This window comes from Streptomyces hilarionis, assembly GCF_024539675.1.
Lineage (GTDB): Bacteria > Actinomycetota > Actinomycetes > Streptomycetales > Streptomycetaceae > Streptomyces > Streptomyces hilarionis.
Map to the genome: position 1 here is coordinate 1 of NZ_JAHHIT010000207.1, position 13345 is coordinate 13345.

9 protein-coding genes are annotated in these 13345 nt (G+C 73.9%); 5 read left to right on the top strand and 4 right to left on the bottom strand.

Annotation, left to right across the window (positions count from 1 at the left end; translation table 11 throughout):
- On the bottom strand, nucleotides 1-526 hold a 526-nt coding region (locus KMS84_RS34640; protein ID WP_256920501.1), incomplete at its 3' end, for a DUF5682 family protein.
- Between the two features lie 79 nt (nucleotides 527-605).
- The gene (locus KMS84_RS34645; RefSeq protein ID WP_256920502.1) at nucleotides 606-1736 is read right to left on the bottom strand and encodes an ATP-binding protein; all 1131 of its coding nucleotides are present in this window, start codon (nucleotides 1734-1736) and stop codon (nucleotides 606-608) included.
- A gap of 156 nt (nucleotides 1737-1892) precedes the next feature.
- Here KMS84_RS34645 and KMS84_RS34650 point away from each other — a divergent pair, with 156 nt between their 5' ends.
- Nucleotides 1893-3254, top strand: a complete 1362-nt coding sequence (locus KMS84_RS34650) for an SWIM zinc finger family protein (RefSeq protein ID WP_256920503.1) — start codon at nucleotides 1893-1895, stop codon at nucleotides 3252-3254.
- A 79-nt stretch (nucleotides 3255-3333) separates the two neighbouring features.
- A complete protein-coding gene (locus tag KMS84_RS34655; protein ID WP_256920504.1) occupies nucleotides 3334-4968 on the top strand; it encodes a DUF5691 domain-containing protein in 1635 nt (544 codons plus the stop codon).
- Between the two features lie 117 nt (nucleotides 4969-5085).
- Here KMS84_RS34655 and icmB read toward each other — a convergent pair whose 3' ends face one another.
- Complete coding sequence (gene icmB / locus KMS84_RS34660) at nucleotides 5086-5502, bottom strand: coenzyme B12-dependent isobutyryl CoA mutase small subunit (protein ID WP_256920505.1); 417 nt, start codon at nucleotides 5500-5502, stop codon at nucleotides 5086-5088.
- A 508-nt stretch (nucleotides 5503-6010) separates the two neighbouring features.
- Between icmB and KMS84_RS34665 the strand changes: the two genes are divergently transcribed.
- Both KMS84_RS34665 and KMS84_RS34670 read left to right on the top strand, forming a co-directional pair.
- Entirely contained in the window at nucleotides 6011-7012 is a 1002-nt protein-coding gene (locus tag KMS84_RS34665) for an esterase/lipase family protein (RefSeq protein ID WP_256920506.1), read from the top strand.
- A gap of 322 nt (nucleotides 7013-7334) precedes the next feature.
- Entirely contained in the window at nucleotides 7335-8855 is a 1521-nt protein-coding gene (locus KMS84_RS34670) for a M23 family metallopeptidase (protein WP_256920507.1), read from the top strand.
- Nucleotides 8856-8961: 106 nt separating this feature from the next.
- On the opposite strand, the gene pcrA is transcribed toward KMS84_RS34670, so the two are convergent.
- On the bottom strand, nucleotides 8962-11463 hold the full coding sequence (pcrA, locus tag KMS84_RS34675; protein WP_256920508.1) for a DNA helicase PcrA: 2502 nt from the start codon (nucleotides 11461-11463) through the stop codon (nucleotides 8962-8964).
- 455 nt (nucleotides 11464-11918) lie between these two features.
- On the opposite strand from pcrA, the gene KMS84_RS34680 reads away from it, so the two are divergent.
- Complete coding sequence (locus tag KMS84_RS34680; RefSeq protein WP_256920509.1) at nucleotides 11919-13106, top strand: C40 family peptidase; 1188 nt, start codon at nucleotides 11919-11921, stop codon at nucleotides 13104-13106.
- Nucleotides 13107-13345 lie beyond the last annotated feature (239 nt).

Sequence of the window (13345 nt, forward strand, 5' to 3'; positions counted from 1 at the left end):
CGCTCCCGCCGGCGTCCCCCGCGCCGCCGCCGATTGGGCCGGGCTCCCCCGTCTCCCCCGGCACCTCCGTCTCCCCCGACACGTCCGTCTTCCGGGCCTCCCCGGCCTCCTCCGGCTCCCCCGGCTCCTCCGCCCCCTCGGTTCCCTCGTGCCTCTCCCAGGCCAGCGTGTGCGTGGCCGGGAGGTCGATGAAGCGGGCGGGCACGCCGTGCTCCACGGCCCAGCGCAGCGCGACCCACTCCGGGGAGAACTCGGCCATCGGCCAGAACGAGGACCGGCCGGGTTCGTCGACGGCGTGGGCGAGAAGGGCGACCGGGGGACGCATGTCCTCGTCCGCCACCAGGGGGATCAGCGCGTCCGCCTCCGGGGGCCCCTCGATCAGCACGGTGCGGGGCCGGGCGGCCGCCAGCGCCGCCCGCACCGCGCGCGCCGACCCCGGCCCGTGGTGACGCACCCCGAGCAGCAGGGGCCGCCCGGCGGCGGCCTCCGCACCGCCGCCGGGGCCCGCCGTCCGCTCCGCGCTCACCGGCGCGGCCACTTCGTGTCGTCGCTCACAGCCACCCTCCCCTCGTCACGGATCCCCGCCCCGATCGCCGCATCGCCGTTCACGCGCTCACCTCCCGGCAGGCCCGGTAGAAGTCGGTCCAGCCCGCGCGTTCGCGCACGACCGCCTCCAGGTACTCCTGCCAGACGACCCGGTCCGCGGCCGGATCGCGCACCACGGCCCCGAGGATGCCCGCCGCCACGTCGGCCGGCCGCAGCACGCCGTCGCCGAAGTGCGCGGCGAGCGCGAGACCGCCGGTGACGACCGAGATGGCCTCCGCGGTGGACAGCGTGCCGCTCGGCGACTTCACCTTCGTGCGGCCGTCGCAGGTGACGCCGTCGCGCAGCTCGCGGAAGACCGTCACCACCCGGCGGATCTCCTCGAAGCCGTCCGGGGCGGGCGGCAGGTCGAGGGAGCGGCCGATCTGGTCGACGCGCCGCGCGACGATGTCGACCTCCGCCTCGACGCTCCCGGGCAGCGGCAGCACCACCGTGTTGAACCGCCGGCGCAGCGCGCTGGACAGCTCGTTGACCCCGCGGTCGCGGTCGTTGGCCGTGGCGATGAGGTTGAAGCCGCGGACGGCCTGCACCTCCTGCCCCAGCTCCGGTATCGGCAGCGTCTTCTCGGACAGGACGGTGATCAGTGTGTCCTGCACGTCGGCCGGGATGCGGGTCAGCTCCTCCACCCGGACCGTGGAGCCCTCCGCCATCGCCCGCATGACGGGACTGGGCACCAGCGCGTCGCGGCTCGGCCCGTGCGCGAGCAGCTGCGCGTAGTTCCAGCCGTAGCGGATCGCCTCCTCGGGCGTGCCCGCGGTGCCCTGCACCAGCAGCGTGGAGTCGCCGCTGACCGCCGCGGCCAGGTGTTCGGAGACCCAGGTCTTGGCGGTGCCCGGGACCCCGAGCAGCAGCAGCGCCCGGTCGGTGGCCAGGGTCGTGACGGCCACCTCGACGATGCGGCGCGGGCCCACGTACTTCGGCGAGACGACCGTGCCGTCCGGCAGGACGCCGCCGAGGAGGTAGGTGGCCACGGCCCACGGCGACATCCTCCAGCGGGCCGGCCGCGGCCGGTCGTCCTGGGCGGCCAGCGCGGCGAGTTCGGCGGCGAAGGCGTCCTCGGCGTGCGGGCGCAATGCGTCCGCCGGCTCGGTGTCGCTCGGTTTCACGGACGTCGGATCTACGGACACAGACATGGCTGAGGCCCCCTCCAGCTCGGCCGGTTCGGATCTGGTGTCCACCGTGCACCACGCCACTGACAATGCGATCTGACCTGCGCAAACGCGCTGGCTGCCGCTGTCGGCGAGGGCACGCCGGGCCGATTGTCAGTGGGGGGATCTACCGTCGGGGACATGACTCAGCAGGGGGTGCGCTGGAGCGCGGACCAGGTGCTGGCACTGGCGCCTGACGCCGCGTCACGCAAAGCGGGGAGCAAACTCGCCGCGGCCGGGCCGTGGTCGGCGACGGGCAGTTCGCCGGAGGGGGCGGTGTGGGGGCTGTGCAAGGGCAGCGGCAGCACGCCGTACCGGACGGCCGTCGACGTCGTGGGCGGCTCCGGCTCCGCCGGTCCGGCCTACAAGTGCAGTTGTCCGAGCCGGAAGTTCCCGTGCAAGCACGCGCTCGGGCTGCTGCTGCTCTGGTCGGGCGGGGAGGCGTCGGTGCCCGCCGGGCAGGCGCCGGACTGGGCCGAGGAGTGGCTCGCGGGCCGCAGGCGCGCACGGGAGAAACGAGAGGCGCAGCCGTCGGGTTCCCCGTCCGGCCCGGCCGACCCGGAGGGGGCCGCCCGCCGGGCCGAGCGCCGCGCCGAGCGGATCACCGCGGGGGCCACGGATCTCGAGGAGAGGCTCGCCGATCTTCTGCGCGCCGGCCTGGCCACGGCCGAGCAGGAGGGGTACGGGCTGTGGGAGGAGACGGCAGCCCGCATGGTCGACGCCCAGGCGCCCGGGCTCGCCTCGCGGGTGCGGGAGCTGGGAGCCGTCCCGGCCTCCGGGCCGGGCTGGCCGGTGCGGCTGCTGGAGGAGTGCGCCCTGCTCCATCTCCTGGACCAGGGCTGGCTGCACCGCGAGCGGCTGCCCGACGCCCTGTCGGCGACGGTCCGCACCCGCGTCGGTCTGCCGTCGTCCCCGCAGGGTCCGCCCGTCCGGGACGAGTGGCTGGTCCTCGCCCAGTACGACAGAACCGACCCGAAACTGACGACACGCCGCATCTGGCTGCACGGCGCCGCGTCGGGCCGCACGGCGCTCCTCCTCTCCTACGGCGCGGCCGGCCGCGCTCCCGGACTCACCCTGCCCGTGGGCCTCGTCCTGGACGCCGAACTGTCCGTCCACCCGGGCACGGGCGGGCTGCGCGCGTCCCTGGGCGAGCAGTTCGCGCCGCCCACGCCCACCCGCGTCCGTCCCCCGGGCGGCACCACGGCCGAGGCGAGCGCGCGCTACGGCGAGGCTCTGCGGGACGACCCGTGGCAGGAGTCCGTGCCGGTGACGCTGGACGACGTGATACCCGTGCCGGACGGCGACTCCTGGCAGCTGGCCGACGCCTCGGGCGACACGGCGCTGCCCCTCGCCCCCGCCGCGCTCTCCCGCCCCGGCCTGTGGCGACTGGTCGCTCTCTCGGGCGGCGCCCCCGTCACGGTCTTCGGCGAGTGCGGCCACCGCGGCTTCACCCCGCTGACGGCCTGGCCGACGGGCCCCGCCGACGCGGTACGCCTGTGCTGAACGCCCCGACGCCACGCACCGACGACAACGGCGGCTCCGGCCGCAGTAGAAGTGGAAGACGGCAACCGAAGGGAGCCTCATGAACGCCGGCTCGTCCCTGCCCCCGTCGCCGGTCTGGGAGGACCTGGTCACCGCGGCCCTCCTGGGCACCGACCGCCGTACGCCCCCGGGCACGGCCCCCGGCCGGAGCGCGCCCTCGGCCCTGCTGGACGCCGCGGCCGCGCAGACCGTCCGCCGACGGGCCGGCCTGCGTCCGGGTCCCGCGGTGCCGCGCCCGCGACCGGCCCCCGAGGACCCGCGCCCCCCGCTGCCCCCGGCGGCCGCCCGGCGGCTCGCCCTCCTCCTGGCCGACCGCCCCGGCACCGCCCAGGGCGGCCGGCGGGGAACCGCGCCCGACCTCGTCGAACTCCTGCCGCAGTGGCTGGCGGCGGTGAACGGACGCGGCTTCGCCGCCCCTCCCGAGTCCCTCCCCGCCCTGCTCGACGCGGCCCGCGCGCGCACGGACCTGCGCCCGGCGGCCCTGCGCTTCGCCGGTCCGCGCGCGCTGTGGCTGGCCCGCCTCAACCCGGACTGGCGGTTCGCGCTGCGCGCGAGCCCGGGCGGCGGCCTGGCGCTGCCGGGCCCGGAGGAGACCCGGCGCGTCGAACAGCTCTGGCAAGAGGGCCTGTTCGCCGAGCGCGTCTCGCTCCTGGCGGCGATCCGCGCCCGCGATCCCGACGCGGCGCGCGAACTGCTGGAGGCCACCTGGCCGACGGAGCGCGCCGAGGACCGGTTGATGTTCCTCGACTCGCTGCGCACCGGTCTCGGCCCGCGGGACGAGCCGTTCCTGGAGCAGGCGCTGGCCGATCGCAGCCGCAATGTGCGGGCCACGGCGGCGGAGCTGCTGTCGGCGCTGCCGCAGTCGGCGCTGGCCGCGCGGATGGCCGTCCGGGCCGGCGCCTGCGTGGCCGTCGACCACACCCTGGACACGCCCACGCTCCTGGTGGAGGCGCCGCACGAGTGCGACGCGGCCATGGAACGGGACGGGGTGTCGCCGCACCCGCCGTCGGGCCGGGGCGAACGGTCGTGGTGGCTCGGCCAGTTGGTGGAGGCGGCGCCGCTCACCGGCTGGTCGGCCCGATTGGGCGGCCGGACACCCGAGCAGATCGTCGCGATGCCGGTGGCCGACGACTGGCTCGGCGAGCTGCACGCGGCCTGGTGCCGGGCCGCGGTGCGCCAGCGGGACGCGGACTGGTCACGGGCGCTGCTCGGGCCGCCGTCGGCGCCCGGCGCGGGCGGGCCGGGCGCGGTCTCCCTCGCCGAGCGGGCGAAACTGCTGGGCACCCTGACGGCACGGGAACGGGCCGAATGGGTCGCGGGTTTCATCGCGGCGCACGGCCTGTCGGAGGCGTTCCAGCTGCTGGGCGTCTGTTCGCTGCCGTGGGCCGCGCCGCTGGGCACGGCCGTGGTCGACGCGCTCAACATCGCTCGGGACGCGGGCAGTTACCCCTGGAGCTTCAGCGGTGTGATGGGTCTCGCCGAGCGCTGCCTCGACCCTTCGGAGGCGGCCCGGCTGGACGCCCTGCTGGCCGTGCCGGACGAACCGGAGGACGCCTCCCCCGGCGCGGGCGGCTACTGGGCGGAGGCCTTCCAACGCCTGTGCAGGACGCTGCGCCTGAGGGCGGCGATGACGGCGGAGCTGGAGAACCGGGACTGCGGCCCGGGCGGCGCCTGAGAACGCGACGCGGCCCGGCGGACGTCGGGCCCCCGTGGGGCGGGCCCGGTGGACGCCGGCCCCGCGTCGGGCCGTGCGCGCGTCGGGCCGTGCGCGCCGACGGGCTCCGGCCCCGGGTCAGGCTTCCGCGGGCCGGCGGACGTTGGCCCGCACCCAGTCGACGATGGACGCGGTGGTCGCCCCCGGAGTGAAGATCTCCGCGACCCCCAGCTCCTTCAACGGCGCGATGTCCGCCTCCGGGACGATCCCGCCGCCGAAGACCACGATGTCCTGCGCGTCGCGTTCCTTCAGCAGCTCGATCACCGCGGCGAAGAGGGTGTTGTGCGCCCCGGACAGGATGGACAGGCCGATCGCGTCCGCGTCCTCCTGGATCGCGGTGCCGACGACCTGCTCGGGCGTCTGGTGCAGCCCGGTGTAGATGACCTCCATGCCGGCGTCGCGCAACGCCCGCGCGATCACCTTGGCCCCCCGGTCATGACCGTCGAGCCCCGGCTTGGCCACCACCACGCGGATCGGACCGCCTGCCACACCCATCACAGCCTCCATGAAGCGACTGCGTCCATCCTCCACCGGCCGCCCACCCGGTGCCAGACGGCCCCCGGAAGTGAACGCACGTGATCGCCGACATCGCGCAACCGGCAGTTTCGCGACGGCGGCCGAGGGGGAAAATCGCACAGAGGGACACGTTCACCGCGCACCGCTCCCCCCGCCCCACGGGGGAACAGGCGCACCGGAGCCGCGTCGGGGTCGCGGTGCCGCCGAGCGCCGCAGACAGCGCCGCGTGGCGGTACGGCGGATCGGCGGGCACGATGGTCACGTAGGGCAGGTAAGGCACGACAAGCGGGAGCCTCGTCGCCAGTACCGGCAGGGATCCCGTCACGTCGAGCGGTTCCAACGGGTGTCACAAGAGCCGTACACCCCTCGGCCCCGCAGGCCTCACCGCCGTACACCCCGTCGCGCCCGATCGACCTCCTCGACAGCGACTTCCACGAGGGCACACGGGGGACAGAGAAGTCCTCAGCGTGCCGACAGGAGGTCGGCCATGAAGGTCACCCGGGCCTTGCAGCCCATTCTTCCGTTGTGTCAGCGCCTGCTGCCGGACATGCCGAGCCTCACCGGCCTTGCCGTCTTCCCCAGCTTCTCCGGTTTCCCGGGCTTCCCGAGTTTCCCCAGCCTTCCGGGGCTGCCGAACCTCCCCAGCCTGCCGAGCCGACTGGCCGGTTTCTCCGTGGCCCTCCTCAAGGCGACCGCACTGGACCTCGCGATCCTCGCCGGGCACCTGCTCCTCTACCCCTCGGGGATGGCGCAGGAGCGCCGCTGCACGGTCCGTCCCGAACTCCCCGGACCGGCGTCCGAGGGAGAGCCGACGCCCCTGCCCGCGCACTCCGCGCCCCCCGTCGTGCTGCTGCACGGCTTCATCGACAACCGTTCCGTGTTCGTCCTGCTGCGCCGCAGCCTGGCCCAGCACGGCAGGCCCCGCGTGGAGTCGCTGAACTACTCGCCCCTGACGTGCGACATACGGACCGCGGCCGACCTCCTCGGCCGGCACATAGAGGAGATCTGCGAGCGCACCGGCAGCACCCAGGTCGACGTGGTCGGACACAGCCTGGGCGGCCTGATAGCGCGCTACTACGTGCAGCGGCTCGCGGGGGACGCGCGGGTGCGGACGCTGGTCACGCTGGGCACGCCGCACGCGGGGACCCGGGTCGCACCGCTGGCCAACGCGCACCCGATCGTGCGCCAGATGCGCCCCGGCTCGGAGCTCATCGAGGAACTGTCCCGGCCCGCGCCGGGCTGCCGCACCCACTTCGTCAGCTTCTGGAGCGATCTGGACCACCTGATGGACCCGCTGGAGTCGGCCTGCGTCGACCACCCGGACCTGCTGGCGCAGAACGTCCGGGTGACCGGCATCGGCCACCTCGCGCTGCCCGTGCACCCCGCCGTCGCGACGGGCATCCGGCAGGCCCTCGACACCGAACACCCGGCGACACCCGAGGGCGTCGCCGCCACCGCCCCCCGAAGCGACGGCCTGACCGTGGCCTGAAGCGGGAGGAGCAGCGGCCTGAAGCGGGGGGGGAGCAGCGGGCCTGAGCCCGCCTCCCCGAAAGCGCTCACCAGCATGTCGAGCAGGCCTGCGGCGTCCCTCCGGAGCCTCCAGGGCGGTCCTCCGCCCCTCCTCCGGACGCCTTCGCCATCGAACGCTATTCGAACCTAGGGCCAAACTCGCGCCCCTCGTCCCCCGAAACACGGCCGAATGCCCTTTTCCTTCGGGCGCGAAACCTACAGAAGATTGTCGTGCCCGCGTACTGCCGGGTACAGTCGCCGCACTGCTCTGGCAGCCCCTGTCGTCGGCGAAAGAGAAGTTGGTGAACGACCGTCACCCGTCGGGGATCATGACCTCCCCGGCCCCGGCTTCCGACGCCGCTTCGGCGCCCCACGCGTCGTACGGCACCCAGGAAGCCCCGTACGACGGCTTCACCACGTACCAGGGTTACGAGACCGGCGCCTACGACGCCGCGGCGCAGCTCGGCGGGCATCCCGCGGCGGCCGACCCCCTCTTCGGCGAACTTCCGGGCGACGGCACGGCCCCCGGCGCCTACGACGGAACGCAGTGGCACACGGGCGTCCATCACGCCATGGACACGGGCAGCCACCAGACACTCCACTACGACGGTTACGGCGCCCAGCACCACACCGCCTACGAGACCGGCGCGTACGACGCCACCGCCTGGTCCGGTGAGCACCAGCACCTGTCGGCCGTGCCGCAGCAGGCCGCCGCGCCGGACGTCAGTGGCCAGTGGGACGCGAGTGCCTGGTTGCAGCCCGACCAGTCCGCGCACCCGGCCGACCCGACCCAGCAGTGGGAATGGGGCACGCAGGTCTTCGACACCGGCGCGTACGACGCCACGCAGTGGAACTCCGACGGCGGCGAGAGCGTTGACGGCCACACCGAGGCGGACGCCGACGCCTACGAACAGCGGCCCGCCGACGTCCCGTTCGACCAGCAGGCCACCGCCACCTTCGAACAGGTCGGGTACGACGAGCAGGCCGACGACGATCCGGCCGACGACGCCCCCCTCCTCGACGAGCAGGAGGAGGCGGCGCCCGCGCCGCTCGGCCGGGCCGCCGCCCGCAACGCGAGCCGCTCGCGTCGCCGCACGCCCGCCAGGCGGTCCGCGCTGCTGACGGTGGCGGTGCCCTCGGCCTGCGTGATGGGCGTCGCCGGGATCGCCGCGGCCTCGGTCGGCTCCCTGCCGCTGACCGGCGGCGACGGCAAGGACACGACGGCGTCGGCCGCGGACGCGCAGCCCGTGAAGCCGTCCGCCGCCAACAACAAGCTGGACAGCCAGCTGGAGACCCTCAGCGCCGGCGCCGACGACTTCGCCGACCGGGCCAGCCGCACGCAGGAACGTATCGACCTCAAGGCGCAGCAGGCGGCGGAGCAGAAGAAGGCCGCCGCCGAAGCCGCCCGCAAGGAGCGGCTGCGCCCCAAGTACGCCCTTCCGGTCGCGCAGCACGGCCTCAGCGCCTACTTCGGCCAGGCCGGCATCAACTGGATGTCCCAGCACACCGGCATCGACTTCCCGGTGTCCTACGGCACCACCGTGATGGCGGCGACCGACGGCACCGTGCGGACGCAGTGGAACAGCGCCTACGGAAACATGCTGATCCTCACCGCGAAGGACGGCACGGAGACCTGGTACTGCCACCTCTCCAGTTACCGGGTTCCCTCCGGCACGAGCGTCAAAGCCGGAGATCCCATCGCGTACTCCGGGAACTCGGGCAACTCCACCGGTCCGCACCTGCACTTCGAGGTCCGGCCGGCCGGCGGTTCCGCGATCGACCCGCTGCCGTGGCTGCGCAGCCACGGACTCAACCCGACCTGAGCGCCCGCCCGTCGGCCCGTGACCGCGCTCCGCGCGGCACCGGCCCGCAAGCGCCGCCGCGCCCCCACCGTCGAGGCGGCGGCGCGCCTTCGCCCGCGCGCGGGCGCTAGAGCTTCTCCACCGGCGCGTACCGCAGCAGCAGCCGCTTCGGCTTGACGTCGCCGAAGTCGACCGTGGCCTCCGCGTTGGCGCCGGTGCCCTTCACGCCGACGACCGTGCCGAGGCCGAACTGGTCGTGGGTGACCCGGTCTCCGACGGCCAGCGAGACCACGGGCTTGTCTCCCGCGGACCGGCGCGTCGCGAAACCGGACGCCCCGGCGGCCGAGGAGCGCGAGCGGGACGAGGACAGCGAGGCCGCCACCCCGGACACGGGGCCGGACGCGACAGGCGCGGTCGCCCCCGTCCGCTTCCAGTCCACGTGCGTCGGCGGGATCTCCTCCAGGAACCGGGAGGGCGGGTTGTACGAGGGCTGCCCCCAGGCGCTGCGCAGCGACGACCGGGTGAGGTAGAGCCGCTCACGCGCGCGGGTGATGCCGACGTAGGCGAGCCGGCGTTCCTCCTCCAGCTCCTTGGTCTGGCCGAGGGCGCGCATGTGCGGGAAGACGCCGTCCTCCATGCCGGTGAGGAAGACGACCGGGAACTCGAGGCCCTTGGCGGTGTGCAGGGTCATCAGCGTGATGACTCCCGAGCCGTCCTCCTCCTCGTCGGGGATCTGGTCGGAGTCGGCGACCAGCGCGACCCGCTCCAGGAAGTCGGACAGACCGGCCGGCGCGGCTGCTTCACCCTCGGCCGCCCCGGTCTCCTGCTCGAACTCCAGGGCCACCGCGGCGAGTTCCTGGAGGTTCTCGATCCGGGTCTCGTCCTGCGGGTCGGTGGAGGCCTGCAACTCGGCGAGGTAGCCGGTGCGTTCGAGCACCGCCTCCAGCACCGTCGCCGGACCGGCGCCCGACTCGACGATCGTGCGCAGCTCCTCCATCAGCGCGTTGAACCGCTTCACGGCGTTCGTCGACCGGGCGGCCATCCCGTAGGCCTCGTCGACGCGCTTGAGGGCCTGCGGGAAGCTGATCTTCTCCCGCTGGGAGAGGGCGTCGATCATCGCCTCGGCGCGGTCGCCGATACCGCGCTTGGGCACGTTGAGGATCCGGCGCAGCGGTACCGAGTCCTCCGGATTGGCCAGCACGCGCAGGTAGGCCAGGACGTCCCGGACCTCCTTGCGCTCGTAGAAGCGGACGCCGCCGACGACCTTGTAGGGCAGGCCGACGCGGATGAAGATCTCTTCGAAGACACGGGACTGCGCGTTGGTGCGGTAGAAGACGGCGACGTCGCCCGCCTTCGCGTCGCCCGCGTCCGTCAGGCGGTCTATCTCGTCGGCGACGAACTGCGCCTCGTCGTGCTCGGTGTCGGCGACGTAGCCGGTGATGCGCGCCCCCGCGCCCGCGTTGGTCCACAGGTTCTTGGGGCGGCGGGACTCGTTGCGCTCGATGACCGCGTTGGCGGCGGACAGGATCGTCTGCGTGGAGCGGTAGTTCTGCTCCAGCAGGATCGTCGTCGCGTTCGGGTAGTCCTCCTCGAACTGGAGGATGTTGCGGATCGTCGCGCCCCGGAAGGCGTAGATCGACTGGTCGGCGTCACCGACGACGCACAGCTCGGCCGGCGGGACGTCGTACTCGCTCGGCGGGACGTCCACGGGGTGTTCCGAGGTGCCGACCAGCTCGCGCACCAGGGCGTACTGGGCGTGGTTGGTGTCCTGGTACTCGTCGACGAGGACGTGGCGGAACCGGCGGCGGTAGTGGTCGGCCACGTCGGGGAAGGCGCGCAGCAGGTTGACCGTCGTCATGATCAGGTCGTCGAAGTCGAGGGCGTTCGCCTCGCGCAGCCGCGACTGGTACATCGCGTAGGCCTGGGCCAGGGTCTTCTCGAACCCGTCGGCAGCCTGGCCGGCGAAGTCCTCCTCGTCGATCAGCTCGTTCTTCAGGTTGCTGATCTTGGCGCTGAAGGACTTGGGCGGGTAGCGCTTGGGGTCGAGGTCCAGGTCGCGGCAGACCAGGGCCATCAGGCGCTTGGAGTCGGCGGCGTCGTAGATCGAGAACGACGACGTGAAGCCGAGCTTCTTGCTCTCGCGGCGCAGGATGCGCACGCAGGCGCTGTGGAACGTCATCACCCACATCGCGTGCGCGCGCGGGCCGACGAGCTGCTCGACGCGCTCCTTCATCTCGCCCGCGGCCTTGTTGGTGAAGGTGATCGCGAGGATCTGCCCCGGGTGCACGTGCCGCTCGGCCAGCAGGTGGGCGATGCGGTGGGTGAGCACCCGTGTCTTGCCGGAGCCGGCGCCGGCCACGATGAGCAGCGGGGCGCCCGCATGGGTGACGGCGGCACGCTGGTTGTCGTTCAGCCCCTCCAGGAGGGCCGCCGCGTCCAGCACCGGGCGCGGGGCGCCGTCGCGGTAGTGCCCGTCCCGGTCCGGCGGCAGGTCGAACTTCCCGCCGAACAGATCGTCCGGAACCGACTCCGGTCCGTGATCGTTCTCGGGCGGCGGCGGGGGCTCCTCCTCGGGGGCGCGGGGGCCCTGGAGGTCCGCCAGGAAGCTGTCGTCAAAGAGGCTGCTCATCGCTCTACGAGTCTAGGGGGCTCCACTGACAACCGGCCGCCGTCCCCGGAATCTCCCGGCCTCACCCTCCGGGAGAGCGCCGTCACGGTCCGTCCACCACCTGGGACGAAGTCCGCCGGGCGGGCACAAGGTCACGGAAATGTATCGGGCATATCACCCAGCATCCTTCACACGGACCACACCGGTTGGCTACCGTGCCGACAGGCCGCAGGATCCCCACCGGCGAACGACGCCGGGCCGCGCGGCCTCCGCCCAGTCCGGCGCGCCCGCTCGCGCAGTCCGGAACCGGGGACCCACCGCAGTCCAGGGGTGAATCGGCCCGACTCCCCGCCGGGACGCAGGCCGTCGGGCAACCCTTCCGGTCTCCACCGCCCGAACCCTCCCCAGCGCCCGGACGACCGGGGAGGGCCCCACCGCCGACCCGGTGAGCGGAGCATTGGAAGGAGTCGCCTCCCTTGGCGTCGCAGCACCGCAAGCCGCGCTCGGCGGGCCCGCGCGTGGCAGGCATACGCACCCCCGCACTCGCCACCGCCGCCCTCACGTCGGTGGCCCTGCTCTCCCAGACGGCGAACGCCGCTCCGCCGGACGACGGCAAGCCGAGCCTGGAGGAGGTCGAGAAGAAGGTCGACGACCTCTACCGCCAGGCGGAGTCGGCGACCGAGAAGTACAACGCCGCCAAGGAGCGGACGACCAAGCAGCGCAAGCGCGCCGACTCCCTCCTCGACGACGTCGCCCAGCGCACCCAGAAGCTCAACGAGGCGCGTGAGGAGCTGGGTTCCCGCGCGGCGGCCCAGTACCGCACCGGCGCCTCCGCGCCCGACACGGCGACGTTCCTGCTCGCGGACACCCCGCAGGACTACTTCGACCAGAACCAGCTGATGAGCCGGGTGACCGACCGTCAGAAGAGCGCGGTCGACGACTACGTCGCCGAGCAGTCGGCGACCATGCGCAAGCGCCGGGAGGCCGCGGAGAGCCTCGCCTCGCTCACCGACACGCAGAGCGAGCTCAGGACCGCCAAGGCCACCGTGCAGAAGAAGCTCGGCGACGCGCGCGAGCTGCTGTCCCGGCTGACGGCCCAGGAGAAGGCGCGCCTCGCGGCGATCGAGAAGCAGCGGCGGCAGGAGGCCGCGGCCAAGGCGGCCGAGCTCGCCCGGCAGCAGGCGGCCGCCCGGGCCACGACGCCGCAGGGCGACGGCGGCGTCCCGTCGGGCACGGCCCCGGGGACGGGCGCCGGATCGTCGTCCCCCGCCCCGGCTCCCGCCTCCCCCGCCGACCCTTCGTACACCACCAAGGCGGACAAGGCGCTCGCCTTCGCCCGCGCGCAGATCGGCAAGCCGTACGTCTGGGGCGCGGTGGGCCCCGGCTCCTACGACTGCTCCGGACTCACCCAGGCCGCCTGGAAGGCCGCCGGGGTCACCCTGCCGCGCACCACCTACGACCAGGTGCACGCGGGCACCACGGTCCCCCTCGCCGACGCCCGCCCCGGTGACCTGGTCTTCTTCTACGACGACGTCAGCCACGTCGGCGTCTACATCGGCAACGGCATGATGATCCACGCCCCGAAGCCGGGAGCCTACGTCCGCGAGGAATCGGTCTACTACGACGGCGCGTCCGGCATCCACAGCGTGGTGCGCCCGGCCTGAACCCGCCCCGCCGGACGGCACGACCCCGTCGCCCCCCGTCCGGCGCCCTGTTCGGCGCGCGCGTCCGACTCCGCGCGTCATCCCCCGTCCACGCGCGCGTGCGCCGTTTCCCGATTCCACGCGCGCGTGCGCGTATTTCCCGTCCACGCGCGCGTGGCCCGCTCGCCCGGGGCGACGGGCTCCCTAGCATCGGCCGCATGCCCGGGTCCCGCGCTCTTCCCCCGCCTCCGCCCCCGCCC

Excerpts from the sequence above, each read along its gene's own strand:
- KMS84_RS34665 (WP_256920506.1), top strand. The coding sequence starts at position 6,011 with ATGAAGGTCACCCGGGCCTTGCAGCCCATTCTTCCGTTGTGTCAGCGC.
- KMS84_RS34645 (WP_256920502.1), bottom strand. The coding sequence starts at position 1,736 with ATGTCTGTGTCCGTAGATCCGACGTCCGTGAAACCGAGCGACACCGAG.
- KMS84_RS34655 (WP_256920504.1), top strand. The coding sequence starts at position 3,334 with ATGAACGCCGGCTCGTCCCTGCCCCCGTCGCCGGTCTGGGAGGACCTG.
- icmB (WP_256920505.1), bottom strand. The coding sequence starts at position 5,502 with ATGGGTGTGGCAGGCGGTCCGATCCGCGTGGTGGTGGCCAAGCCGGGG.
- KMS84_RS34650 (WP_256920503.1), top strand. The coding sequence starts at position 1,893 with ATGACTCAGCAGGGGGTGCGCTGGAGCGCGGACCAGGTGCTGGCACTG.
- pcrA (WP_256920508.1), bottom strand. The coding sequence starts at position 11,463 with ATGAGCAGCCTCTTTGACGACAGCTTCCTGGCGGACCTCCAGGGCCCC.